Origin of the sequence: Stappia stellulata (assembly GCF_020176715.1) — a bacterium.
GTDB lineage: Bacteria > Pseudomonadota > Alphaproteobacteria > Rhizobiales > Stappiaceae > Stappia.
Genome location: NZ_JAIVMF010000009.1, coordinates 57,024 through 80,140, shown reverse-complemented (window position 1 = coordinate 80,140; position 23,117 = coordinate 57,024). Strand labels below are relative to the sequence as shown.

The 23,117-nt window shown below is 67.9% G+C and carries 20 protein-coding genes; 14 read left to right on the top strand and 6 right to left on the bottom strand.

The features are described 5' to 3' along the window. Positions 1–37 precede the first annotated feature (37 nt). Positions 38–1,243: a methionine gamma-lyase gene (locus tag LC092_RS12430; protein ID WP_224806854.1), complete on the bottom strand. Its 1,206-nt coding sequence runs from the start codon at positions 1,241–1,243 to the stop codon at positions 38–40. A gap of 148 nt (positions 1,244–1,391) precedes the next feature. Between LC092_RS12430 and LC092_RS12425 the strand changes: the two genes are divergently transcribed. Beyond that, positions 1,392–1,844 carry an Lrp/AsnC family transcriptional regulator gene (locus LC092_RS12425; protein WP_224806853.1) on the top strand — a complete coding sequence of 151 codons (453 nt, stop codon included), beginning with the start codon at positions 1,392–1,394 and terminating at the stop codon, positions 1,842–1,844. Here LC092_RS12425 and LC092_RS12420 read toward each other — a convergent pair. Next, a complete protein-coding gene (locus LC092_RS12420) occupies positions 1,841–2,236 on the bottom strand; it encodes an MmcQ/YjbR family DNA-binding protein (RefSeq protein WP_318245925.1) in 396 nt (131 codons plus the stop codon). The genes LC092_RS12425 and LC092_RS12420 overlap by 4 nt on opposite strands. Positions 2,237–2,353: 117 nt before the next feature. Here LC092_RS12420 and LC092_RS12415 point away from each other — a divergent pair, with 117 nt between their 5' ends. The 7 genes from LC092_RS12415 to LC092_RS12385 all read left to right on the top strand — a co-directional run bounded on the left by LC092_RS12415 (position 2,354) and on the right by LC092_RS12385 (position 8,970). After that, the gene (locus tag LC092_RS12415) at positions 2,354–2,935 is read left to right on the top strand and encodes an NADPH-dependent FMN reductase (protein ID WP_224806852.1); all 582 of its coding nucleotides are present in this window, start codon (positions 2,354–2,356) and stop codon (positions 2,933–2,935) included. Between the two features lie 246 nt (positions 2,936–3,181). Beyond that, complete coding sequence (locus LC092_RS12410; protein WP_224806851.1) at positions 3,182–3,832, top strand: anthranilate synthase component II; 651 nt, start codon at positions 3,182–3,184, stop codon at positions 3,830–3,832. A gap of 1 nt (position 3,833) precedes the next feature. Beyond that, a complete protein-coding gene (pabB, locus tag LC092_RS12405) occupies positions 3,834–5,840 on the top strand; it encodes an aminodeoxychorismate synthase component I (protein WP_224806850.1) in 2,007 nt (668 codons plus the stop codon). Further along, on the top strand, positions 5,837–6,901 hold the full coding sequence (locus LC092_RS12400) for a hypothetical protein (protein WP_224806849.1): 1,065 nt from the start codon (positions 5,837–5,839) through the stop codon (positions 6,899–6,901). The genes pabB and LC092_RS12400 overlap by 4 nt, the downstream gene beginning before the upstream one ends. After that, complete coding sequence (locus LC092_RS12395) at positions 6,861–7,151, top strand: chorismate mutase (RefSeq protein ID WP_224806848.1); 291 nt, start codon at positions 6,861–6,863, stop codon at positions 7,149–7,151. Before LC092_RS12400 ends, LC092_RS12395 begins: the two co-directional genes overlap by 41 nt. Then, positions 7,148–7,720 carry a hypothetical protein gene (locus LC092_RS12390; RefSeq protein ID WP_224806847.1) on the top strand — a complete coding sequence of 191 codons (573 nt, stop codon included), beginning with the start codon at positions 7,148–7,150 and terminating at the stop codon, positions 7,718–7,720. The genes LC092_RS12395 and LC092_RS12390 overlap by 4 nt, the downstream gene beginning before the upstream one ends. Positions 7,721–7,782: 62 nt before the next feature. Continuing rightward, positions 7,783–8,970, top strand: a complete 1,188-nt coding sequence (locus LC092_RS12385; RefSeq protein WP_224806846.1) for an MFS transporter — start codon at positions 7,783–7,785, stop codon at positions 8,968–8,970. A gap of 9 nt (positions 8,971–8,979) precedes the next feature. On the opposite strand, the gene LC092_RS12380 is transcribed toward LC092_RS12385, so the two are convergent. Genes LC092_RS12380 through LC092_RS12365 form a run of 4 tightly spaced genes read right to left on the bottom strand, consistent with a single transcriptional unit; the run spans position 8,980 to position 17,276 of the window. Then, positions 8,980–13,257, bottom strand: coding sequence for a beta-ketoacyl synthase N-terminal-like domain-containing protein (locus tag LC092_RS12380; RefSeq protein WP_224806845.1), 4,278 nt, complete (start codon positions 13,255–13,257; stop codon positions 8,980–8,982). Continuing rightward, positions 13,247–15,169 carry a non-ribosomal peptide synthetase gene (locus tag LC092_RS12375; RefSeq protein WP_224806844.1) on the bottom strand — a complete coding sequence of 641 codons (1,923 nt, stop codon included), beginning with the start codon at positions 15,167–15,169 and terminating at the stop codon, positions 13,247–13,249. Before LC092_RS12375 ends, LC092_RS12380 begins: the two co-directional genes overlap by 11 nt. Positions 15,170–15,207: 38 nt before the next feature. Further along, positions 15,208–16,065 (bottom strand): thioesterase II family protein, encoded by an 858-nt coding sequence (locus tag LC092_RS12370; RefSeq protein WP_224806843.1) that lies wholly within the window; start codon positions 16,063–16,065, stop codon positions 15,208–15,210. Beyond that, positions 16,062–17,276, bottom strand: coding sequence for an aminotransferase class V-fold PLP-dependent enzyme (locus LC092_RS12365; RefSeq protein WP_224806842.1), 1,215 nt, complete (start codon positions 17,274–17,276; stop codon positions 16,062–16,064). The genes LC092_RS12370 and LC092_RS12365 overlap by 4 nt, the downstream gene beginning before the upstream one ends. Before the next feature lie 436 nt (positions 17,277–17,712). Between LC092_RS12365 and LC092_RS12360 the strand changes: the two genes are divergently transcribed. From LC092_RS12360 to LC092_RS12335, 6 genes are all read left to right on the top strand, one after another. Continuing rightward, positions 17,713–18,567 carry a DMT family transporter gene (locus LC092_RS12360; RefSeq protein ID WP_224806841.1) on the top strand — a complete coding sequence of 285 codons (855 nt, stop codon included), beginning with the start codon at positions 17,713–17,715 and terminating at the stop codon, positions 18,565–18,567. 135 nt (positions 18,568–18,702) lie between these two features. After that, positions 18,703–19,266, top strand: a complete 564-nt coding sequence (gene hslV / locus LC092_RS12355) for an ATP-dependent protease subunit HslV (RefSeq protein ID WP_412103578.1) — start codon at positions 18,703–18,705, stop codon at positions 19,264–19,266. Next, on the top strand, positions 19,263–20,351 hold the full coding sequence (locus tag LC092_RS12350; RefSeq protein WP_224806840.1) for a hypothetical protein: 1,089 nt from the start codon (positions 19,263–19,265) through the stop codon (positions 20,349–20,351). Before hslV ends, LC092_RS12350 begins: the two co-directional genes overlap by 4 nt. Positions 20,352–20,376: 25 nt before the next feature. Further along, positions 20,377–21,681, top strand: a complete 1,305-nt coding sequence (hslU, locus tag LC092_RS12345; RefSeq protein ID WP_224806839.1) for an ATP-dependent protease ATPase subunit HslU — start codon at positions 20,377–20,379, stop codon at positions 21,679–21,681. 75 nt (positions 21,682–21,756) lie between these two features. Next, a complete protein-coding gene (locus LC092_RS12340; protein ID WP_224806838.1) occupies positions 21,757–22,251 on the top strand; it encodes a universal stress protein in 495 nt (164 codons plus the stop codon). A gap of 267 nt (positions 22,252–22,518) precedes the next feature. Continuing rightward, a complete protein-coding gene (locus tag LC092_RS12335) occupies positions 22,519–23,073 on the top strand; it encodes a NifU family protein (RefSeq protein ID WP_224806837.1) in 555 nt (184 codons plus the stop codon). Positions 23,074–23,117 lie beyond the last annotated feature (44 nt).

Genomic DNA, 23,117 nt, shown 5'->3' with positions numbered 1-23,117 from the left:
TGCAAAGCATTTCCCGAAATTGCCTCGGTCTGGCGGATCAGGCGGCCTGCGCGCGCAGGCTGTCGAGCGCCGCCGAAACATCCGCGAGAATGTCGGCCCGGGTCTCGAGACCCGCGGACAGGCGGATCAGCCCGTCGGAGATGTCATGCGCGGCACGCTCCTCCGGCGTATAGGTCGAATGGGTCATGCTCGCCGGGTGCTGGACCAGCGTTTCGGCATCGCCCAGGCTGACCGCGCGCCGCGCCAGCGAAAGCGCGTTCATGAAGCGGATGCCGGCCGCCGCGCCGCCGGTCAGTTCGAAGGCGACCATGCCGCCGAAGCCCGGCATCTGCCGTGCCGCGAGATCGTGCTGGGGGAAGCCGGCAAGGCCCGGGTAGTGCACGACGGCAACCGCCGGATGATGAACCAACAGCTCGGCGATCGCCATGGCGTTGGCGCAGTGACGCTCCATCCTGAGTTCCAGCGTCTTCAGTCCGCGCAACACCAGATGGGCCGTGAGCGGCGCCATCACCGCGCCGGTCATGTCCTTCAGTCCGACGAGCCGCACCTGCTGCATGTCTTCCGCCGATCCGGCGGCGAGGCCCGCGACCAGATCGCCGTGTCCGCCCAGATACTTGGTGGCGGAATGCACGACGATGTCGGCGCCAAGTTCGAGCGGCCGGGTCAGCACCGGGGTCGCATAGGTGTTGTCGACGACAACGCGCGCGCCGGCGGCATGGGCGACCCTGGAGACCGCCGCGATGTCGACGAGCCGCATGTTCGGATTGGCCGGGCTTTCGAAATAGACGATGCGGGTGCGCTCGGAAATCGCCGCTTCAAGGTTATTCGGATCGCGCAGGTCGACATGGGTGACGGTGATGCCGAATTTCGCCAGCCCGTGGCGGAAGAAGGCGAAGGTGCAGCCATAGAGCGTCCTGTCGACGATGATCTCGTCGCCGGGGGAGAGAAAACTCCACATCACGGCGGTGATCGCGCCCATGCCGGAGCCGAAGGCGACGCCGGCCTCGCCGCCTTCGAGATCGGCGATGCGGTCTTCCAGCAGCGCCAGCGTCGGATTGGAGATGCGGCTGTAGACATGGCCCGCCCGGTCGCCGGCGAAGATTTCGCCGCCCTGTTCGGCCGTGTCGAAGGCGAAGGTCGAGGTGAAATGCACCGGCGGCGTCAGCGCGCCTTCATTGTCCATCGGATCGTAGCCGTGGTGGATGGCGCGCGTCGCGAAACCGAGGGGGGCGTTTGTCAGCATGGGTCAGATCCTCACCGCACAAGAGATGGTCCCGCCGACCGGCGGGCTTTCCTGTCGCTACGGTAGGGCTTGCCGGCTGCGCATTTCTGGCGAATTATGCCACTTGAAGATCATATTTTGGCAGATCCTGCCAATTATTGGGGGTCTCATGGACGAAACCGACCGCAAGATCATCCGCGCCCTGCAGCACAACGGGCGGCTGAGCAATCAGGACCTGTCGGAAAAGGTGAACCTGTCGCCCTCGCCCTGCCTGCGCCGCGTGCGCAATCTGGAACAGGCGGGCGTGATCTCCGGCTATGCCGCGATCGTCGATCAGGAGGCTTACGGCCTGCCGGTCACCGTGTTTTTGCAGGTGCGTCTGGAGCGTCACGCCGAGGACAGCGTCGGGACCTTCGAGGCGGCGGTGGCGCGCATCGACGAGATCATGGACTGCTACCTGATGGCAGGCGACCGGGACTATCTCCTCAAGGTCGTCGTCGCCTCTCTTGCCGACTACGAGGATTTCATCCGCCGGCGCATCCACAAGATCCCCGGCATCGCCTCGCTGGACTCAAGCTTCGCCTTCGGCGTCGTCAAGCGCAGCCAGGTGCTTCCGGGCTAGGTATCTGTGGGCTTCGGATCGGCGCTCTTGGAATCAGGCAGGCCGAGATCCGCCCGCTGCCTGCGCGTGAGTTTCGCCGCGACCAGCTTGTGCGCCTCGATGACATAGGCGCGGATATCGTCGTCGCTCAAGGCGTCATTGCTGCGGACCTGCACCCATTTCGCCCGCGCCAGATAGGGGGCGGGACCCACGCCGTCGCGCTCGCACAGCATCTGGTAGGCGAGGTCGGAGCATTTGAACGCGATGGCGTCCGCGCTTGCGGTGCCCCAGTTCGAGCAGATGGCGAAGATCTTGCCGCCGACCTTCCAGACCGAGGCGTCGCCCCATTGAACGACATGCGTCGTGCCGGGAAGCGCGCTGCAATGCGCGTCGAACTGCGCCCGTGTCATCATGTCTGTTGCCCTCCTGTCGCACCCGCACTGGTCAACACCCGTATCCTGTTTATATCAGGTGACTGGGTTCCGTCTGGCTTCCGCCGGCCCCTCTTTGAATCGACTGTGAGGTATTTCATGAAAGACGTTCGCATTCTCACGTTTTCCGGGTCGACCCGGTCCGGCTCCTACAATACGCGTCTTGCCGAACTGGTGACGCGGACCGCATCCGAAGCCGGCGCCGAGGCGACCCGGATCTCTCTGGCCGACTATCCGATGCCGATCTACAACGGCGATCTGGAAGCGAATGAGGGCGTACCCGAGGCGGCGAAGGCGCTGAAAGAGGTGATGCAGGCCCATCACGGCATTTTCATCGCCAGCCCCGAGTACAATACCTCGGTCTCCCCCTTGTTGAAGAACACGCTCGACTGGGTGTCGCGTCTGTCTGCCGATGGCGAGCCGCCGGCGGCGGCCTTCAAGAGCCGGGTCTTCGCGCTTGGCGCCGCCTCGCCCGGCGCGCTGGGCGGCATTCGCGGCCTGATGGGGCTGCGAACGATCATGGAAATCGGCTATGGCGCCTTGGTCATCCCCGAGATGTCGACGGTCCCCGCCGCTGCCTCCGCCTTTGACGACGATGGTGTATTGTCCAATGAACGCGCCGCCGGATTGCTCGAGGCGATGGTCAAGCGCCTGATCGACGAAGCGGCGCTGAGGGCCTGATCGGCGCAACCTTCACGCATGATCGACACGGATGTCCGGACCGCGCCAGCGGGTTGCTTGCAGGCGCGGTCCGGACCGTCAGTCGTTGGAATTCTATTTAAACGTGCATAAATTCAAAAAGTAACTTTGACGATTTTCGCTCCGCCTTGATACGGTGACCCGGCACGTCAGCGGTCGCGCCCTCATGCGCCAGACCGGGCTGAATGAGCGCGTCTTGCGCGGTACCAGGCTTTTCCGGGGTCTCGAATGTCTATCAATCCTGCTGGCGGGACGATCATTGTCGACAACTACGATTCCTTCACCTTCAACGTGGCGCAGATGGTCGCGGAAGCGGCCGGGGAAGAGCCGGTGGTTCTTCCCAATTCGGTTCCCTGGCGCGAGATCCGCAAGATACCGCATCGCCGGATCATCCTGTCGCCGGGACCGGGCACGCCCCAGCGCGCGGCCGATGTCGGGTCCTCGATGGATGTCCTGCGGTATGCGGAATGTCCCGTGCTTGGCATCTGCCTGGGGCATCAATGCCTTGTCGCGCATTTCGGCGGTGATGTCGGGCGGGCGCCCGAACCCTTTCACGGACGCATCAGCCGCATTCACTGCCGCCCCGATCCCCTGTTCGCAGGCTTGCCGGCCGCCTTCGACGTCACGCGCTATCATTCCTTGATCGCCCGTCCGCCGCTGCCTGCGTGCCTGGAAAGCATTGCCGAAACCCGCGAGGGGCTGATCATGGCGGTGCGCCATCGCAGCCGGCCGCTGCGGGGAGTGCAGTTTCATCCAGAATCGATCTGCTCCGAACATGGCGCCGCGCTTTTGGCGAATTTTGTCGCGCCTGCCGGTGCCCGTCCCGCCGCGCGGATGGGGCGGGTCGCGCCCGCGCGCCTCGAGCCGGAGGGGGTCTGAGGTGGCTGACGTGATCGATCCGCCCGAGACCGCCGACACGCACAGTGGCGCGTTCGAGGTCGTTTGGCGCAGCCAGGCCCTGTCCGTCTCGGCGGAGGCCGTGTTCGTGCATCTCTTCGGCGCGGCGCGCGAGGCCTTCTGGCTCGATAGCAGCCTCCTGGTGCCGGGGCTGTCGCGCTTCTCCTTCATGGGCGATGCCTCCGGTCCGCATGCCCGTTCCGTGATCTTTCGCGACGGCGGCCAGTGCGGCGAGATCCGGACCGGGGGCAACGGCGCGCCCCGGCCGCTCGCGACGTCTGTGTTCGACTACCTGGACGGGGTTCACAGGACGCCCGCCCTTGATCCGCCGCCCGGTCTCGACTGCCCCTTCGTCGGCGGGCATGTCGGCTTTTTCGGTTATGAACTCAAGCGCCTGACCTGCGGCGCGGCCGCGCATGAGGCGCCGACGCCGGACGCCGCCTTCCTGTTCGCCGACCGCCTGCTGGCGTTCGATCACCGGGGCGGCACCGTGCATGCCATCGCCCTGGCCTGTCACGGCGATCCGGCGGATTGCCGCGCCGCGCAGCGATGGGTGGACGAGACGATTGATGCGCTCGGGAAGGTTCGCGAGCCGGCGCCGTCCGCAGCAAGACCGGCGAGACAGGCGCCGCAGTTCCGCCTGCGCCATGATCGTGCCGCCTATCTGGCGCGGATCGAGGAATGCCTTGAGGAAATCGCCGCCGGCGAAAGCTACGAGATCTGCCTCACCAACACCATCGAGGCGGAGGTGGATCTCGATCCGCTCGATCTCTACTGCATCTTGCGCCGCCGCAACCCCGCGCCCTATTCCGCCTTCCTGCGCTTCGGCGATCTCGCGATTGCCAGTTCCTCGCCTGAGCGCTTCCTGCGCATCGATCCGGACGGAACCGTGGAGACCAAGCCGATCAAGGGAACGGAACGGCGCGACCCCGATCCGGCCCGCGACGCGGCGATTGCCGAAAGCCTGCGGCTTGACGAGAAAAGCCGTTCGGAAAACCTGATGATCGTCGATCTGATGCGCAACGATCTCGGCCGGGTGTGCGAGACCGGCTCGGTGCATGTGCCAAGCCTGATGCATGTGGAAAGCTACCAGACGGTGCACCAGCTCGTCTCCGTCGTACGCGGACGGCTTCGCGCCGACGAAAGCCCGGTGAGTTGCATTGCCTCCTGTTTCCCAGGCGGCTCGATGACCGGCGCGCCCAAGGTGCGCACGCTGGAGATCATCGACCGGCTGGAGGGCGCGGCGCGCGGCGTCTATTCCGGCGCCATCGGCTTTCTGTCGCTGACCGGCGCGGTCGACCTCAACATCGTCATCCGCACCGTCGTCTGCACGCCGGGCCATGTGTCCATCGGCTGCGGCGGGGCGATCGTCTATCTCTCCGACCCGCAGGCCGAGTTCGACGAGATCCTGCTGAAGGCGCGCGCGCCGATGGCCGCCGTTGCCGAGGCGGCGGGCGCCTCGACCGAAAGCGCCCCGCAGGTTGCGAATGCCGGTGCCACGCCTCTGGACCAAACCGTCACCGGGGCAAGGGTGCGCCGGCCGCGCAAGGACGAGGCCGGTGCCGTGGCCGCAGCCGTGGAGGCGCTGCTGCGCGAACTTGGCGGGCCGGGGCCGCAGTTCCGCGCCGGGGCGACACGCGCCGTCTGCGAAGGCTTTGCCGAGGACGAGAGCCTCGGCTTCATCCGCATCGCGGAAACGGACGGCGGCGCCATTGCCGGCGTCGCGCTCGTCTCCGTGGTCCGGGCCGCGCGCACCTCGGGGGATTATGCCGTGCTGCAGGAACTCTGGGTCGACGCGGGCGCGCGCAGCGGCGGTGTCGGCGCGGCGCTGCTTGCGGCGGTCGATGCGGAAGCGCGACGGCGGAGCCTGCCGCTGGTGGAAGTGTCCCTGCCGAAGCCCGGCCATCCTCAGGCGGAGCGATTGCAGGCGTTCTATGCCCGCGCCGGATATGCCCCGGCCGGCCAGCGCATGCGGCGGAGCCTTGCATGACGCGGCCCGGCCTCCTGATCTTCGACGTGGCGCATCGCGCCGAACCGCGCGCCGCGATCCGCACAGCACGCGGCACGCTCAGACCGTCCAATGAGGTGGCCGAGCGCACCGCGCGCATTCGTTCCGGGATCCTGCGGGCGGCCGGGGCTCGGGCGCGCGGCGCGGAGATCCCGCAGCGCACGCCGCGCATGCTGCGCAGCCTCTTGCCGCTGGCGCATGACCCGGCCTATCTGGCGTTTCTCGAACATGGACCGCATCCGGCCGCCCCCGCGATCACGCCGCAGGGCCAGGCTTTCGCGGCGCCCGGCGTCGAGCAGGACACGCCGGTGGCAGCCGATTCCGCAGCCCGCGCCCTGACTTCCGCAACGGCGGCCGTTGCCGCTGCCGCCGCGCTCGGACGCGGGGAGGCGGCTCATGTCTATGCGCTGTGCCGTCCGCCCGGGCATCACGCCGGGCGGCGGTTCTTCGGCGGCTATTGTTTTCTCAACAATGCGGCGCTCGCGGCGCTGGCGCTGCGTCGCCAGACGCGGGCGCGGGTCGCGGTGATCGACATCGACTATCACGCGGGAAACGGCACCACGGATTGTCTCGCCGCCCATCCAGACATCGCGGTGTTCAGTTGCCATGCCCCGGGCGAGGTCGCCTTTCCGCATCAGCCGGATCTGGCGCCGGCCCTTCCCGCACATGTGTTTCATGCCTTTGACGCGCCGCCGGATGCGCAAGCCTATCTGGCGGTGGTGTCCCGTCTCGTGGAGCAGGCCGTGGCAACCGGTGCCGGGATGCTGGTGCTGTCGCTCGGCTACGACGTGATCGACGGCGATCCGCATGGCGGCTGGCGCCTGTCGCCGGATGTCTTCGCCGGGGTGGGCGAGATCCTTCGCCAAAGCGGGCTGCCGGTCTGCGTGGTGCAGGAGGGCGGCTACCTGCTCTCCGCGCTGGAGGACTGTGCCGCGCATTTCACCAAGGGTCTGATCGGCCTTGAGGCTGATACAGCGCCTGACACAAGGGAGAGCGGAACGGATGACGGCCGACACGCAAAGCCTGCTGGCGCCCTATCGTGACCAGCTGAACGCGATCGACGAGAAGCTGGTCACGCTGGTGGCCGAACGCCTGACGATATGCGCGCAGGTGGCGCACACCAAGCGCCGCCATGGCATCGCCATGATGCAGCCCGACCGGGTGGAGGAGGTGAAGAGCCGCTGTGCGAAACTGGGCGCGGACCAGGGGCTCGATCCGGAGTTCGTTCGCGCGCTCTACGGGCTGATCATCGGCGAGGCCTGCGCGCTGGAAGACCGGATCATCGAGCGATGATCCGCTTTCACACGCTCGGCCCGGCGGGAAGCTGCCACGAGCACGCGCTGAAGCGGTATCTCGCGTTCCAGGGGGTCGAGGAGGCCGACATCGCGCTGTGCGACGATCTGGTCGCGGCCGCCGCCCGCGCGGTGGAAGAGGGCAATTCCTACGTGCTTCAGTGCAGCGCGCATCTGAACGTGCATCAGGTGACCGAGCGGTTTCTCGGCCGGCTCCATGTGGTCGACACCTTCATCCTGCCGACCCAGGAAATGGCGCTGGTCAAGCGCCGCGACGTCGCCAGGCCGCAAACGCTGGGCGTGCCGGAACCCGCGCTCGGCTATGTGAACGAGGCCGACTGGCGCGAGATCACCTTCGAGACCACCAAACCGGTCGTGGAGCAGGGCCTGCTCGCCGGGCGCTACGAGGCCGGCGTCGCCTACACCCGCTCCGCGCGCGACCATCCAGAGGCGCTCGAGATCATGCGGGTGATCGGCGAGGTGGTCACCACCTGGATCGTCTATGGCCCGAAACCGCGCTATCGCGGGAAGCTGATGGGAAATCCCTATCCAGAGTTGCATGCGGGGTGAGGGTGTGATCGTCTGGCCGGCGATAACGGCGACCCCTGCGACACCCTTGAAGACGGAGCGACATGAGCGGTAGCGGATCGAAGACCCTGCGCGGCGTCTCGCACCAGACGGTGCTGCTGGCGGCGCTGGGCGTGGGCGCGGTGGCCATCGGCATGGACACCTTCGTGGTGATCGGCGTGCTCAACGAGATCGCCGAAAGCCTGGAGATTCCGGCAACGCGCGCCGGGCAGCTCGTGTCGGTCTATGCGCTGTCCTATGCCGTCTTCGCGCCGCTGAGCGCCTGGCTGTTGCGCGGGCTCGACCGGCGCCGGGTGATCCTGCTGGCCATCGGCTTTTTTCTCGCCGGCAATCTGGCCTGCGGTCTGGCGACGGGCTTTTACCAGATCGTCGCGGGCCGGATCGTGTCGGCGCTGGGGGCTGCGATCTTCACGCCGGCGGCAACCGCGCTTGCCTCCGATCTGGTGCCGCCGCATCGTAAGGGCGCCGCCCTTGCGGTGATCTTCGGCGGCATGACCGTCGCCCAGGCGGCCGGCATCCCGCTTGCGACCCTGATCGGCCAGATGTTCGACTGGCGCTATGCGTTTTATTTCGTCGTCGTGCTGGGCCTCGTCGCGCTGGCGATCCTGGCGCCGCTGATGGGGCGTTTGCCCGTCGGCGCGGCTGCCCCGGCGGCTGCGAGCGCCTCGCGCGCGCTGACCCCGGCAACCGCCGGGCTCTTGCTGGTGACCTTCCTGATCGTGCTGTCGGAATTCGTCGTCTACACCTATGTGAGCGTGATCCTCGACGGAACCACCTACGCCGGGGCGCCGATCCTCCCGGCGGTGCTGCTCGCCTATGGCATCGGCGCGCTCGCCGGCAATTTCGCCACCGGGATCCTGACCGACCGGCTCGGGCCGCTGCAGGTGCTCGTCGGCGCGGTGGCGGCGCAGACGGCGCTTCTCGTCGCGCTCGTCGTCTGGCGCGATGCGGCGCTCTTTACGGTCGCCGTCGGCTTCGTCTGGGGCATCGCCAGCTACATGTATCTGGTGCCGATCCAGCACCGCCTGCTCAGCCATGCCGGTGGGGGCGGCACGCTGATCCTGTCGCTGAACAGCTCGCTGATCTATATCGGCATTTCCGCCGGCGCCTGGGCCGGCGGCGCGGTTCTGGACCGCGCCGGGATTGCGCCGCTGGCGCTGGTGGCAGGCTCGCTCGGCGCGGGGGCGCTGGTTGCGGCGGTCGTCTTCATGCGACGGCCGGTTCCGGGCTGAAACAGCCGGCTAAGTTTCCCTGGTCGTCGCCTGCGCCTCGCACAGGCGCGTCATGTCGGCCACCGTCAGCGCCTTGAAGGCATCGGCAGCGGGAACCGAAATTCCGCTGCGCTGCCGGATCAGGTCGATCACGTCGAGCATCATCAGCGATTCCCCGCCAAGCTCGAAGAAATTGTCCTGGGGGCCGACCGTGTCCGCGCCGAGCACGTCCTTGAAGCAGGCGGCAACCATGGCGGCCAGACCGTCGGCGGCCGGCTCCTCCGCCGCAGCCGGGGCGCGCACCGGTGCCGGCGCGCGATCCTGCGGCGCGGCCGCGCCTTGCGGCGAAGGCGGGGCAGGGCGCGACGACGCGGTGTCGGAGAGCCCCGGCCTGTCGGTGAGCGGCACCGTCGAAATCGCGTGCTCGCCGGCGCCGGCAGCGGCTGCAAGCGCAAGCACGGCCGCGCCTTCCGCCGGTTCGATGGCCCAGTCGGCGCCGCCCGCGCCGATGGTCTTCTCGCGCGACGGCACGTGCCATGTGTCGTAGTTGACGACAATCCACGCGGCTTTCGAACGGCCCGCAAGCCTCTCGCGCAGCGCCACGGCATCCATGTGGCGATGGCCGGCGGCATGCGCGCCGTAGCTCAACCCGCCGACGAAACACGACAGGCTGGAACACAGAAGCACCTTGCCGACCGGCGTTTCTGCCACCGCATCGGCGAGCGCGCGCATGCCCGCGACATGCGGAACCAGGAGGTCGGCGGCAAGGGCCGGCGGCGTGTCGCGGATGAACTTCAGGTGATCGGTGTCGACCACGCCGGCGGCATGGATCACCGTAGCGATGGCGCCGCTCTCCGCCTGCGCCTTGCGAAACAGTTCCGCCACCGCGCCGCCATCGGCGAGATCGACGGCGTGCAGCGAGACATGCGCGCCGCTGTTCAAGAGCGCCGACAGCGCCTCTGCCCCGGCGTCGCGGACCCTGCCCGAGCGCGAGGCGAGATAAAGCCGCGCATCGGGTGCGGACCGGGCGATCTCGCCGGCAAGCGCCAGCCCGACATGGCCGGTTCCCCCGAAGATCACATGCGCACCGCCGCCGCCCCACAGGCGCGCGCCGGTCGCGGCGGAGGCGTCCGCGTCTGTTGGCCTTGCCGGCACCAGTTCCGGCACGAAGCGCGCCCGGCCGCGCCAGGCGATCTCGCGCTCGTCACCGGGATCGTGAAGCTCATCGAGGATCCAGCCGATGGCGCGCGCGCCCGTATCCGGCGTTTCATCGAGGGATAGGGGCAGGTCGAGCGCGCGGGCGTCGAGCGTGCGGTGCTCCTGCGCGATCACCCGCGCCAACGCGGCAAGCGGCGCGGCCTCGGCCGCGATGGTCGTGTCGCCCGGCAGATGCTGCGCGCCGCAGGTGACGAACCACAGGCGGCTTTTGTCCCGTCGCCCGCCGAGCGCTCTTGCAAGCGCCAGCGGCCAGAGCACGCTGGCTGAAAGGTTCGCGTCGGGAGTAGCAGTGTCGCACCACAGATAGAGCAGGTCGCGCCACGCCACCCCGTCGCGCTCCAGCGCGTCGAAGAGCAGCTTGTGGGAGGCGGTATCCGAGGGATCGATGGTGAAGCGGTCCTCTCCGTGGCGTTCATAGCCGGTGCCGGGTCGGACCTCGATCACGCGGCCCGCGCCCGTCTGGCGCAGGGCGGCAGTGAGCGCCTGTTGCCATTGCGGGTCGCGGAGGAAGACGATCCGCGCCGGTGACGTGGTGTCTTCGTCCGGACGAGCCGCGTCATGGGGCGCCGGCAGGCGGGTCGCGCGCCAGCGGCGCTGGTGAAACCAGTCGGCGATGTCGGCCTGCTTGCGGGGTCTCGTCCGCGCCTCGACGGAAGCTGCGGGAGACGCGGACGCGACCGGCTTAGATCCGCGACCGGAGGCAAGATCGGCAAGCCCGTAGGTCTTGCGCTCATAGGCATAGCCGGGAAGCGGCACCAGCCGGGCGTCCGACGCCTGCGGAAACGCATCGAGGCGAACCGGCGCGCCCGCCTGCCAAAGGCGTGAGGCCGCGGTGAGCAGATGGGACACTGCGTCCGGTCGATGGGCCGGGCGCGGTCCTGCGGTCGGAAGGCTGGAGACGATCAGCGGCAGGGTCGCCGGGGTGGCCTCGATGCGCAGGAGGTCGGAAAGGAACCCGTCTGGCCCGATCTCGATCACCGGTCGGCCCTGCGACAGACACTGCGCGGCGAAACTCGTGACCGGGGGGCGGTGCTGCGCGCGCTCGGGCTTGGCTTCCGCGCCGGCTGCTGCCGGACGCGGGGAGATTTTCGCGATGCCGCCGGTTTCGCCCGTTGCAAGGCACAGCGCAGCACCCAGCGGGTCCAGGACCTCGCCCCCGGCCGCAGGCGCTTTATCTGCGGGGTCGGCGACGACAGCCGACCAGGTCGTGGCAAAGGGGGGCTCTTCCGCCAGCTCCGCCGCCGCCCGGGCAAGGCGAGCGGCGCGACTGGCGCCGCCTTCCACGCTGGCCGCGAACAGGTGGCGGGCGAACAGCCGTCCCGGCCCGGTGCCGACACAGGCGCCGGGAAGAACCCCAAGATCGCGCCACAGGCTGACAAGCGCATGGGCGAGCACGAAGGCATCGGCCGGTTCCGGGGCGATCCGCGCGGGCAGGGCGGCGCGGGCTTCGGCGCAGGCGTCGCGAAACGCCGGAAACGCGCCGGACAGGGAAAGCTCTTCCGGCGTCTCCTCGCCGGTGCGGCCGGAAAACACGAACAGCGGCGGGACCCAGGAGCCGGAGGGCGTTTGCGCCCCGGCAAGCGCCGCGAGGCGCCGGGCCGCCTCCGCGGCATCGGCTGCAACGACGGCCGCGCGATGGGAATGGGTGCCGCGGCCCTCGCGCAGCGTGCGCGAGGCGTCGCGCATGTCGAGCGCGGGATCGGCGGCGAAGGCCGACCCCAGGGCCTCGACCATCCGTTTCAGCGCGGTCGCGGTCTTGGCGGAGACCGGCAGGACGGCGGGGGCGCTCGCCGGCGGTCGCTCGGGCCGTCGCGGCGCTTCCTCCAGGATGGCATGGGCGTTGGTGCCGCCGAAGCCGAGTGCGCTGACGCCGCCACGGCGGGGAGCGCCGGGGCTCTTCCAGTCTTCAAGCGCAGTTGCAATGCGAAAGGGGGTGTTGGCGAAGTCGATGGCCGGATTGGGCGTTTCGAACCCGGGGGCGGGCGGGATCTTGCGGTGGTGCATCATCAGCGCAAGCTTGATGGTGCTGGCGACGCCGGCGGCATGCACCGTGTGGCCGATGTTGGCCTTCAGGGAGCCGAGTGCCGCGATCCCGGTCGCCTGCGTCTTCAGCCGAAAGGCGCGGGTCAGCGCCTCGACCTCGATCGGGTCGCCGAGAAGCGTGCCGGTGCCATGCGCCTCGATATAGGACAGGGTCTCGGGATGGACGTCGGCGAGCTCCTGCGCCAGCGCGATGGCCTCGGCCTGTCCGTCGATGCCGGGCGCGGTGTAGCTCATCTTCGACGCGCCGTCGTTGTTGATCGCGGAGCCGCGGATCACCGCCCAGATGTGGTCGCCGTCGGCCAGCGCGTCGTCCAGCCGCTTCAACGCGACCACGCCGACCCCGTCGCTGGAGACCATGCCGTCGGCGCGGGCGTCGAAGGGGCGGCAATGACCGGACAGCGAGAAATGCAGTCCCTGCTGGGTGCGGTAGCCGAATTCTTCCGCCGTCGCGACGTTCACCCCGCCGGCAAGCGCCATGTCGCTGCTGCCGGACAGAAGGCTCTGGCACGCCATGTGAATGCCGACGAGCGAGGAGGAGCACGCCGTTTGAACCGCCATGCTCTCGCCGCGCAGGTCAAGGCGGTAGGACACCCGGCTCGGCGCATATTCCGCGTAGTTGGAACTGTAGGCGAGGCTGCGTTCCGCCGGCGAGCGGACGATCCGTAACAGCTGTTCGTGATAGCGGTTCTGGCTGCAGGAGGCATAGACGGAGATCGCGCCGTCGAAGCGTGCCGGGTCGCAGCCCGCGTTCTCCAGCGCCGCATGGCTGGTTTCCAGGAACAGCCGGTGCTGCGGATTGAGATAGCAGGCTTCGCGCGTGGGAATGCCGAAGAAGGCGGCGTCGAACCCTTCCGGCTCGCTGACGAGGCCCCGCACCGGCTGGTAGCCGGGTTCCGCCCGCGCCGGATCGCGGTGCAGCGCGTCGCGCCCCACGCAGAGCATCTCCCAGAAGGACGCAAGGTCGTCGGCACCGGGAAAGCGGCAGGCCATGCCGACAATGGCGACGGAGGTTTCCGGCCAGCCGCCGGCGGTTGCATCATGTGTCACGGCGGCTCTCCGGCAGGCGGACGGGACGGGTGCGGGCGCGCAGGCGGCGGTCAACGCGCCGGCGCAAAGTCGTATCCCCGCCTGCGCCTGCATCCGCGCGGCTCCCCGGAGTCGTTCCATCGCTTAGCCGGCTTTGAAGATGCGTGGCGAGATCCATCAGGCGCGGGTGGTCGAAGAGGGCGGTGACCGGGATCTTCGTCTCAAGCTCGCTTTCCAGCGCCGTTTGCACCCTGGCGAGCAGCAGCGACGTGCCGCCGAGCTCGAAGAATGTCTGCTCCCGGCTGCACTCTGTAAGGCCGAGGCAATCGCACCAGATCCGCGCAATCCGCGCCTCCATGCCGGGGCGGGGCGCATCGCGCGTGCCGCCGGCGGGCAGGCGGGCGGCCGTATCGAGGTCCGGCAGGGCGGCGCGGTCCAGCTTGCCGTTGGGGGTCAGCGGCAGGGCGGGAAGCGCCACAAACAGCGACGGGATCATGTAGTCCGGCAGGCTTTGCGCCAGAAACCGCCGCAGCTCCGCCGTGGTGGGGGTGGATCCCTCCTCGGCGACGAGATAGGCGCACAATCCGTTCTCGCCGGACGGCAGCGGTTTGAGCGCCGCGGCCGCCTGCCGCACCATCGGGTGGCGCTCCAGCGCGGCATTGATTTCCGGCAGCTCGACGCGGTGGCCGCGCACCTTCACCTGGTCGTCGCGGCGGCCGAGGACATCATAAAGGCCCTGCTCCGTGCGTCGCGCCAGGTCGCCGGTCGCATAGACCTGCCGCGCGGGATCATGCGGATGCGGGCGAAACGCCGCCCCGGTCAGCTCCGGGCGGTTGTGATAGCCGGGGGTAAGGCGCGTGCCGGCGATATGCAGCACGCCGGTCTCGCCATCGGCAACGGGCCGACCGTCGTCATCGAGGATGAAGAGCTCGTCGCCGCCGATCGGGTGGCCGACGGGAATGCGCAGCGCGTCCGCTGCGAGATCGCGCGGCACACGGTAGCAGCAGGTGAAGTCGCTGTTTTCGGTCGGGCCGTAGCCGTTGATCACCGTGATGTCGGCAACCGCGTCATAGAGCAGACGCACATGGTGCGGCGACAGCGGTTCCCCGCCCAGCACCAGCTGGCGGACGCCGGCGAAAATGCGGGGGTTCTCGGCGGCGATGCCGTTGAACACCGACGGGGTCAGCCACAGCGTGGTGATGCGGTGATCGGCGATCGCCGCGCCGAGCGTCGCGGCCGTCGGGATGCGCTCGCGGTAGAAGACGAGCTCCGCGCCGTTCGCGAGCGCGCCCCAGATGTCGAAGACCGAGGCGTCAAAGGCAATCGGCGCGGTCTGCAGGAAGCGGTCGCCCGGCCCGGCCGCGTAATAGTCATTGCCGAAAAGCAGCCCGTGCACGCCACGATGCAGGATCGGAACCCCCTTCGGCCGGCCGGTCGAGCCGGAGGTGTAGATCATGTAGACGGGATCATCCGCGCCAATCGTCCGCTCTGGAGCGGATGCCGCCGGTGTGGAGGCCGCGTCGGCGGGCGAAAGGCTCAGCACCGGCAGGCCCGCGACGTCGAGGGGGCGGCTGCCGTCGGTGAGGATCGCGGCGCACTGGCTGTCGTCCAGCATGAAGCGGATGCGCTCGGCCGGATAGGCGAGGTCGACCGGCACATAGACCGCGCCGGCCTTCATTGCCGCCAGCATGGCGCAGACAGCGACGGCGGAGCGTTCCAGCACCAGCGCCACCCGGTCGCCGGGCCGCACGCCGAGATCGACAAGCGCGGTGGCGGTCGCATTGGCCCAGGCGTCGAGCTCGCGGTAGCTCAGGGAAAGCGCACCGTCACGGATCGCCGGGGCATCGGGAGCGATCCGCACATGGTCCTGGACATGCGCATGCAGCGGGCGGGGCCGGGTCGTGTCGCGTTGCAGGCTCTCATGGTGGTCCATCGGATCGTCCTCCGGTTGGGATGCGCTTGCGCCCGGCTTCAGGCGACGCCGGCTGCAAGCGCCCGTGCCGGCGCTGCGCCGGAACGCTCGTGCGGGGCGGCCCGCTCGGCGAGCAGCGTGCTGCACACCAGGCGAAGGTCGCTGGCGAGCCGCTGCAGGAAGGCGTCGCGGGCGGATTCGAGGAAAAAGAAATGCCCGCCGGGAAAGGCGGTAAAGCGGAACGCCGCGCGCGTGTGCGCGCTCCATGCCCGCACCGCCTCGACGGGTTCGGTCTCGTCGGTCTCGCCCGCATAGGCAAAGATCGGGATGTCGAGCGGGGCGCCGTCCTCAAGCGCGTAGGTCTCGCAGAGTTCGAGATCCGCCCGGAGCGGCGGCAGGATCCGCTGCAGCAGGGCCGAGTCGTCGAGCAGGTCCGGCGGGGTTCCGCCCCAGGCGCGCAACTGGCGCACCAGCGCCGTATCGTCGAGGGCATGCAGGCCATTGTGCCGCTTTGCCGCCAGATGCGGCGCGGCGTGACCGCAGACGAAGAGCGCGACCGGCCCGACCCCGCCCTCGCGCGTCAGGCGCCGCGCCAGTTCGAAGGCGATGAGCGCGCCCATGCTGTGGCCGAAGAGCGCCATTGGCCGGGGCGGCCGCGATGCGATGCGGTCGACGAGTTCGTCGAGCAGGCACGACAACCCCTTCGCCGGCGGATCGTCCGCGCGCAGGCCGCGCCCGGGCAGTTCCAGCCCCGTGAGCGCGATGGCCGCTGGAAGGGCGGCGCCCCAAGGGCGGAAGCTCTGCACGCTGCCGCCAGCGAAGGCCAGGCAATGCAGGTCGAGAAGCGTGTCGTCGCCCGCCGCGGCCTGAAACACCGTCGGCGGCAGCGGCGACGCCGGCGTGCGGCGCGCCGTCATGCGGACCTCACGTAGTGGTCGGTCGCCGCGATGAACCGCTCCAGATCCTCCACCGTGTTGTAATAGTGGACGGAACAGCGGGCGACGGCTTCCAGGTTGCGGCGGTCCATGTCGAGGCGCACCAGGTCGCGATCCGAGACGCCGATGTTGATGGTCCGTTCGCGCAGATGAGAGACCAGCGCATAGGGCGAGCCCCGGTCGAGGTCGAAGGTCACGGTCCCGCATTGCCGCGAACCGGTGTCGCACAGGCGCACGCCCGGCAGGTCGGCGAGCATCTCGCGCAGCACCGCCGACAGCGCGCCGATCGACGCCTCGATGGCATCGAGCCCCCAGTCCAGGGCCTCGTCGACGGCCGCGCCGAAGGCAAGCTTCGAGGCAACGCATTTGTCCCAGGTCTCGAACCGTTCGGCCTCGGCATAGATGCGGTATTCGTCGCTGCCGCTCCAGAAGCCGCTGCGCATGTCGAGAATCCGCGGCTCCACTGCCGCTGCCAGGCCCGGTTGCGCGCGTCGCACATAGAGAATGCCGACCCCGCGCGGGCCGCGCAGGAACTTGCGGCTCGTCGCCGTCAGCATGTCGCAGCCGAGCGCATCGACGTTGACGTCCATTTGCCCGACCGTCTGGCAGGCATCCACCGCAACCAGCGCATTGGGGGCGAGCGCGCCGGAGCCGCGCGCCTCGCGCACGATCCGCGACAAGGTCTCGACCGGAGAGATCGCGCCGTTGTTGGTCGCGACATGGGTGAGCGACACCAGCCGGATGCGCCGGCCGTGACGGTCGATCAGCTTGCGCAGCGCGTCGGCGTCCGCCGTGCCGTCCGGGCCCGGCGCGATGACCTCGATCTCGATGCCACAGCGCCGCCGGGCCTGAAGCATCGACATGAAGTTGCTTGCATATTCCCCCTCGGTCGTCACCACGACATCGCCGGGTGCCAGGTCGAGACTGGCAAAGAACAGCGCCCAGGCCCGCGAGGCGTTTTCCATGATCGCGATTTCGTCCGGCGCGCAGCCGAGAAGGGCGGCGGTGGAGCGATAGACGGCGAACATGCGCGCCTGCGCCCGGTCGGCCGCCTCATAGCCGCCGACGACCGCTTCAAGCCGCAGGTGCTCGATCGCGGTGTTCAGCACCCGCTCCGACATCAGGGCGGCGCCGGCGTTGTTGAGATGGGTGATGTTGGCAAGGCCGGGCGTCCTTGCCCGCGCCAGATCCACATCTATCTTCCGTGACGGGCCGAGTGGCGGCGGGGTAACGGGACGCGCGTCGAGCACACGGCCCGCCGGCGTCCTGGTCGATTGAGCGTCCATTTGCAAAAGACAAACCTCGGCGTCCTGGGTGTCACTTGTTAGAGTGTCTCGAAGTCAAAAAACGTATTATTATTAATGATGATAATATTAATTGGTTGTAGGTAAGCATATTTTAAAACCGAAGATTGTCAATGCGGATCGCCTGAATTTTCCGCGCCGCAGCACGGGGCGCCCGGGAGGCTGGCTCCGGCCGCTTGAAGCTGCCAGTCCCGGCCGTGCCGCCGGCCAAAGGCGCCGATCGATCTGGACGGCTCAGTCCTGGCCCGCTAGGGTCCGGCAATGCGCATCAGGGCGTGTGATTTCATTTTTTTCACCTTTAGATTATTCCGTTCCGGAGACCTGAATGAGGCCTGCAACTCCCCTTGTCGGCATTGGCCTGATGGCCGCCGCATCGCTCGCCGTTCCCTTTGTCGACGGGATTGCCAAACACCTGAGCGCCGAGCACTCGCCGTTCCTGGTGGCCTGGTCGCGCTATTTCGGCTCAGCGCTGATCGTCTCCGTGCTGTTTTTCGGCCAGGGCGGAAACCTGCGCGATCTGGGCAAGGGGGCACTCGCCAACACGGTTCGCACCGTGTTCATCGTCGGCGCAATGACGACATTCCTCTTTGCAATCGTTGAGATTCCGCTTGCCACCGGCCTCGGCGGCTATTTCGTCGGGCCGATCATCGCATCGGTGCTTTCGGTGATCTTTCTCCGCGAACGCCTGACGCCGAACCGTCTGATCGGCGGCGGTCTCGGAGTGATCGGCGCGTTGCTGATCATCAAGCCGGGGGTCGAGGTCGAGTTTGGCTCCCTGCTGGCGGTGATCAGCGGGTTGCTCTTCGGCGGCTATCTGATCGCGACGCGGGCGGCGGCGACCACCGCCCCGCCTATGGTCGCGCTCTATTTCCAGGTCTGTGTCGGGACGCTTCTGCTCACACCCTTTGCCATTGCCACGTGGTCCTGGTTCTCCGCATCCGAGTTGCTGCTGGTTGCGGCGATGGGTCTTGTCTCCACTGCCTGCCATTTCATGGTGATTGCCGCTTTCCGCCACGCGGAGGCCTCGGTGATCTCCCCGCTGGCCTATCTGGAACTGATCAGCGCCTTCTTCATCGGATACTTCGCCTTTTCGGAAATTCCCGGAAGCGTCGATGTAATCGGCATTTTCTGCATTCTTGCCTCTGGGCTGGTGATTTCCCTCTATTCGCGAAAACAGTGAAATATCTCTTCGGGAGCGGTTGCAGGCCGGCCGGCAGGGCGGGCCGGTTTGCAAACGCGCGCGCTGGGCTTACATAGGCGGAAACGGTCTTGCCGGTGATCCGTCCCGGCAAGGCAGGACAGGCTGGAAAGGTGAATGATGCACTCGCAGGACGATCCCACGGGCTGGCACGGAACGACGATCGTGAGCGTGCGCAAGGGCGGACGCGTCGTGATCGCCGGCGACGGCCAGGTCTCGCTCGGCCCCACGGTCATCAAGGGCACCGCGCGCAAGGTGCGCCCGCTTGCCAAGGGCGAGGTGATCGCGGGCTTCGCCGGCGCGACGGCGGATGCCTTCACGCTGTTCGAGCGGCTCGAGGCCAAGCTCGAGCAATATCCCGGGCAGCTGATGCGCGCCTGCGTCGAGCTTGCCAAGGACTGGCGCACCGACCGCTACCTGCGCCGGCTCGAGGCGATGATGCTGGTCGCCGACAGTTCCATTTCGCTGGTGCTGACCGGAACCGGCGACGTGCTGGAACCGGAGGGCGGCATCATGGGGATCGGATCTGGCGGCAACTACGCGCTGGCCGCCGCCCGTGCGCTCGCCGACAGCGACCTGGGCGCGGAAGAAATCGCCCGCAAGGCGATGAAGGTCGCCGCCGAGATCTGCGTCTACACCAACGAGAATGTGACGATCGAATCGCTGGAGAGCACCGCGTGACCACCCTGGCGGGCGAGGCCTGGACCGCAGACGAGATGACGGCCCGGCTGCGGCGCGCGGAGGCGGCCGGCATCGTCTCCCCCGATCAGGTGCAGCGCATGCAGGAGCTGTGGCGCTCGGAGGAGGAGGCGCGCACCGGGGTTTCCGTCGCGGATGCGGAGGAAGTCCGTTTCGCACGCGGCTTCCATGACGTTTTCCTGTCCATCGGCATCGTCATGTTGCTGGTCGGGGCCGCCTACGGTTTGGGCGCCTTCCTGCCGGATGCCGTCGTCGCCGGGCTGTTGGCCGCTGTCATCTGGATGCTGTCGGAGATCTTCGCGCGGCGGATGCGCCTCGCGTTGCCCTCCTTCCTGCTGGCGGTGGTGTTTGCGCCCGTGTTCCTCCTCGCGGGCCTCCTGGCGATGGCCTCCGGTCCGCTGTTTTCGGGGTCGCAGGAGCTGTTGGCGACCAACGCCGGCTCGGCGATCCTGCCGGCCCTGATCGGTGTCTGCGGTGCCGGTCTGCATCACTGGCGGTTCGGCGTTCCGGTCGGCGCGGCGGGCATTGCCGGCAGCCTTCTGTTTCTTGTCGCGGTCCTGCTGGAAACGGCAGTGCCGGGCTTCCTGGAGGCGCATCTCGCCTGGTTCACGCTGGCAGCCGGTGGGGCGACCTTCATCGCCGCCATGTGGTTCGACAGCCGCGACGTTATGCGCGTCACCACCGCAAGCGACAAGGCCTTCTGGCTGCATCTTCTCGCCGCGCCCCTGCTGGTGCATTCCATCTTGATGCTGGCGACCGCCGATGCGAACCCGCAGGGCGCGGGCGACGCGCTTGCGGTGATCGGGCTGTTCGTCGTGCTCGCGCTCGTCGCCGTTCTGGTGGACCGCAGGGCGATGCTCGTCTCCGGCCTCGGCTATTTCGGCGTCGCCATCGCCCAGTTGCTGGGGTCGGTCGACCCCTCGGGCGAGGTTACGCTGGCGGCAACGCTCGTTGTGCTCGGCTGCTTCATCCTGCTCCTGGGCTCGGGCTGGCGCCGCGTGCGCCGCGTGGTCGCGATCCCGTTCCGTTCGATGACGGCCTTGCGCTATCTGCCCGCCGTCGATTGACCTTCCTTCAACGAGAGATCCCGTCATGACCACGCTTTCTCCCCGCGAGATCGTTTCCGAACTGGACCGGCACATCATCGGCCAGAAGGATGCCAAGCGCGCCGTTGCCATCGCGCTCAGGAACCGCTGGCGCCGTCAGCAGCTCGAGGAAGGGCTGCGCGAGGAGGTGATGCCGAAGAACATCCTGATGATCGGCCCCACCGGCGTCGGCAAGACCGAGATTTCCAGGCGGCTCGCGCGGCTTGCCAATGCGCCCTTCGTCAAGGTGGAAGCGACCAAGTTCACCGAGGTCGGCTATGTCGGGCGCGACGTCGAGCAGATCGTGCGCGATCTGGTGGAGGCCGGCATTGCGCTGGTGCGCACGGCCAAGCGCAAGTCCGTCGAGGCCAAGGCGCATCTGCAGGCCGAGGAGCGCGTGGTCGAGGCGCTGGTCGGCAAGAATGCCAGCCCGACGACCAAGGACAGCTTCCGCAAGAAGCTCCGCGCCGGCGAGCTGGATGACAAGGAAATCGACATCGAGGTGCGCGCCCAGCCGCAGATGCCCGGCTTCGACATGCCCGGAATGCCCGGCGGCAGCATCGGCGTGATGAACCTCTCCGACATGCTGGGCAAGGCGCTGGGCGGAGCCACCAAGACCCGCCGGGTCAAGGTGAGCGAAAGCTACGACATCCTGCTGGAGCAGGAGGCGGACAATCTGCTAGACGAGGAAAAGGTGATCGAGGAGGCGATCGATCTGGTGGAAAACGCCGGCATCGTGTTCCTGGACGAGGTCGACAAGATCTGCGCCCGCAGCGAGCGCACCGGTGGCGACGTGTCGCGTGAGGGCGTTCAGCGCGACCTGCTGCCGCTGATCGAGGGCACGGTGGTCTCGACGAAGCATGGCCCGGTGAAGACCGACCATGTGCTCTTCATCGCCTCCGGCGCCTTCCATGTCTCCAAGCCCTCGGACCTCTTGCCGGAACTGCAGGGCCGTCTGCCGATCCGCGTGGAGCTGAAGGCGCTGACCAAGGACGACTTCCGCGCCATCCTGACCGACACCGAGGCGAGCCTCATCAAGCAGTATGTCGCGCTTCTGGGAACGGAAGGGCTGACGCTGGAGTTCACCGACGACGCGATCGAGGAAATCGCCTCCATTGCGGTCGATCTCAACTCCACGATCGAGAACATCGGCGCGCGCCGCCTGCAGACGGTGATGGAGCGCGTGCTCGACGAGGTGTCCTTCACCGCGCCCGATGCCGGCGACACGACAATGGTGATCGATGCGGATTATGTGCGCGAAAACATCGGGGAGCTGGCCAAGAATGTCGACCTGTCGCGTTTCATTCTCTAGCCGCTGCCGTCGCGCCGTATCGGGTGGGACAGGATGGTGCTTGCCGCATGACGTGGCCGGTGGCAGCATGCGCCCATGGTAGCGATCCGCAAAAGCTTCGAGGAAGGTCACCGCCGCAAGTTTCTCGTCGTCGTCGACGAGACGTCGGAGGCCGACCGGGCGATTGTCTATGCCGCAAAGCGCGCGGAGCGCACCAACGGCATTGCCACTCTGCTCTATGTCATTGCGCCCGGCGATTTCCAGCACTGGTTGGGCGTGGAGGATATCATGCGCGCCGAGGCCCGCGAAAACGCGGAAAACTGCCTTGAAAAGGCAGCCGACCGCGTGCGGTCCGTGGCCCGGACCGAGCCCGAGCTTGTCGTGCGAGAAGGCAACCGGTCGGACGAGATCCTCGCCCTGATCGAGGAGGACGCCGACATCGCGATCCTCGTTCTTGCCGCCGGCAGCGGCTCGGAAGGGCCGGGGCCGCTCGTTTCGGCGATCGCCGGCAAGGGCGCGGCGAGTTTTCCCATCCCCGTCACCATCGTTCCGGCGACGCTCGACGACGAATCGATTGCGGCCCTCGCCTGAGCGACCCTTGCGGGGCGTCTGAGATCCGCTCGCGGGTCACGTTGCGTATATCCTGCAAGACCGAGACACGAAAACGCGGTGAAAATGCCACTCTGGAACAATTCCAATCTGGAATTCGCGGCCGCGGCCCTCTATACTGTTCAAGACAGTGCGCGGGTCGTCTCGTCGCAAATGGCTGGCAAAATGACGACGAGCGCGCGGCGTTGCCTCTCGACCTCGATACGGTTGGACAGGGGTGGCGCCACCAGCGACAAAGGAAAGAGCATCATGTTCATTCAGACCGAGGCGACGCCGAATCCGGCGACACTCAAGTTCCTGCCCGGCCGTGTCGTGTTGCCGCAAGGCACGATGGATTTCCGCAAGTCCGAGGATGCGGGCGCATCTCCGCTGGCGGAAAAGCTGTTCGAGGTCGAGGGCGTCGAGGGCATCTTCTTCGGCCATGACTTCATTTCGGTGACCAAGGGCGATGCCGAATGGCAGCACATCAAGCCGGCGGTGCTGGGTGCGATCATGGAGCATTTCATGTCCGGCGCGCCTGTCACCCGCGACGAGATGGCCGAGGAAAGCGCCGAGGAGTTCTTCGAGGCGGGCGACGAGACGACCGTCGGCACCATCAAGGAGCTGATCGAGACGCGCGTGCGTCCGGCGGTTGCCCAGGATGGCGGCGACATCACGTTCCGCGGGTTCCGCGACGGGGTCGTCTATCTGTCGATGCGCGGCGCCTGCTCCGGCTGCCCGTCCTCCACGGCCACGCTCAAGCACGGCATCCAGAACCTGCTGCGTCACTTCGTTCCGGAAGTCGAGGAAGTGCGCGCGATGTAATCGTGCCGCTGAAAAGCGTTTCGGCGGCCCGGCGCTTGCGCCGG

What these genes read in the sequence shown, in the direction of transcription:
- LC092_RS12430 (WP_224806854.1), bottom strand. Translation starts at nt 1,243, where the DNA reads ATGCTGACAAACGCCCCCCTCGGTTTCGCGACGCGCGCCATCCACCAC.
- LC092_RS12425 (WP_224806853.1), top strand. Translation starts at nt 1,392, where the DNA reads ATGGACGAAACCGACCGCAAGATCATCCGCGCCCTGCAGCACAACGGG.
- LC092_RS12420 (WP_318245925.1), bottom strand. Translation starts at nt 2,236, where the DNA reads ATGATGACACGGGCGCAGTTCGACGCGCATTGCAGCGCGCTTCCCGGC.
- LC092_RS12415 (WP_224806852.1), top strand. Translation starts at nt 2,354, where the DNA reads ATGAAAGACGTTCGCATTCTCACGTTTTCCGGGTCGACCCGGTCCGGC.
- LC092_RS12410 (WP_224806851.1), top strand. Translation starts at nt 3,182, where the DNA reads ATGTCTATCAATCCTGCTGGCGGGACGATCATTGTCGACAACTACGAT.
- LC092_RS12400 (WP_224806849.1), top strand. Translation starts at nt 5,837, where the DNA reads ATGACGCGGCCCGGCCTCCTGATCTTCGACGTGGCGCATCGCGCCGAA.
- LC092_RS12395 (WP_224806848.1), top strand. Translation starts at nt 6,861, where the DNA reads ATGACGGCCGACACGCAAAGCCTGCTGGCGCCCTATCGTGACCAGCTG.
- LC092_RS12390 (WP_224806847.1), top strand. Translation starts at nt 7,148, where the DNA reads ATGATCCGCTTTCACACGCTCGGCCCGGCGGGAAGCTGCCACGAGCAC.
- LC092_RS12385 (WP_224806846.1), top strand. Translation starts at nt 7,783, where the DNA reads ATGAGCGGTAGCGGATCGAAGACCCTGCGCGGCGTCTCGCACCAGACG.
- LC092_RS12375 (WP_224806844.1), bottom strand. Translation starts at nt 15,169, where the DNA reads ATGGACCACCATGAGAGCCTGCAACGCGACACGACCCGGCCCCGCCCG.
- LC092_RS12370 (WP_224806843.1), bottom strand. Translation starts at nt 16,065, where the DNA reads ATGACGGCGCGCCGCACGCCGGCGTCGCCGCTGCCGCCGACGGTGTTT.
- LC092_RS12360 (WP_224806841.1), top strand. Translation starts at nt 17,713, where the DNA reads ATGAGGCCTGCAACTCCCCTTGTCGGCATTGGCCTGATGGCCGCCGCA.
- hslV (WP_412103578.1), top strand. Translation starts at nt 18,703, where the DNA reads ATGATGCACTCGCAGGACGATCCCACGGGCTGGCACGGAACGACGATC.
- hslU (WP_224806839.1), top strand. Translation starts at nt 20,377, where the DNA reads ATGACCACGCTTTCTCCCCGCGAGATCGTTTCCGAACTGGACCGGCAC.
- LC092_RS12340 (WP_224806838.1), top strand. Translation starts at nt 21,757, where the DNA reads ATGGTAGCGATCCGCAAAAGCTTCGAGGAAGGTCACCGCCGCAAGTTT.
- LC092_RS12335 (WP_224806837.1), top strand. Translation starts at nt 22,519, where the DNA reads ATGTTCATTCAGACCGAGGCGACGCCGAATCCGGCGACACTCAAGTTC.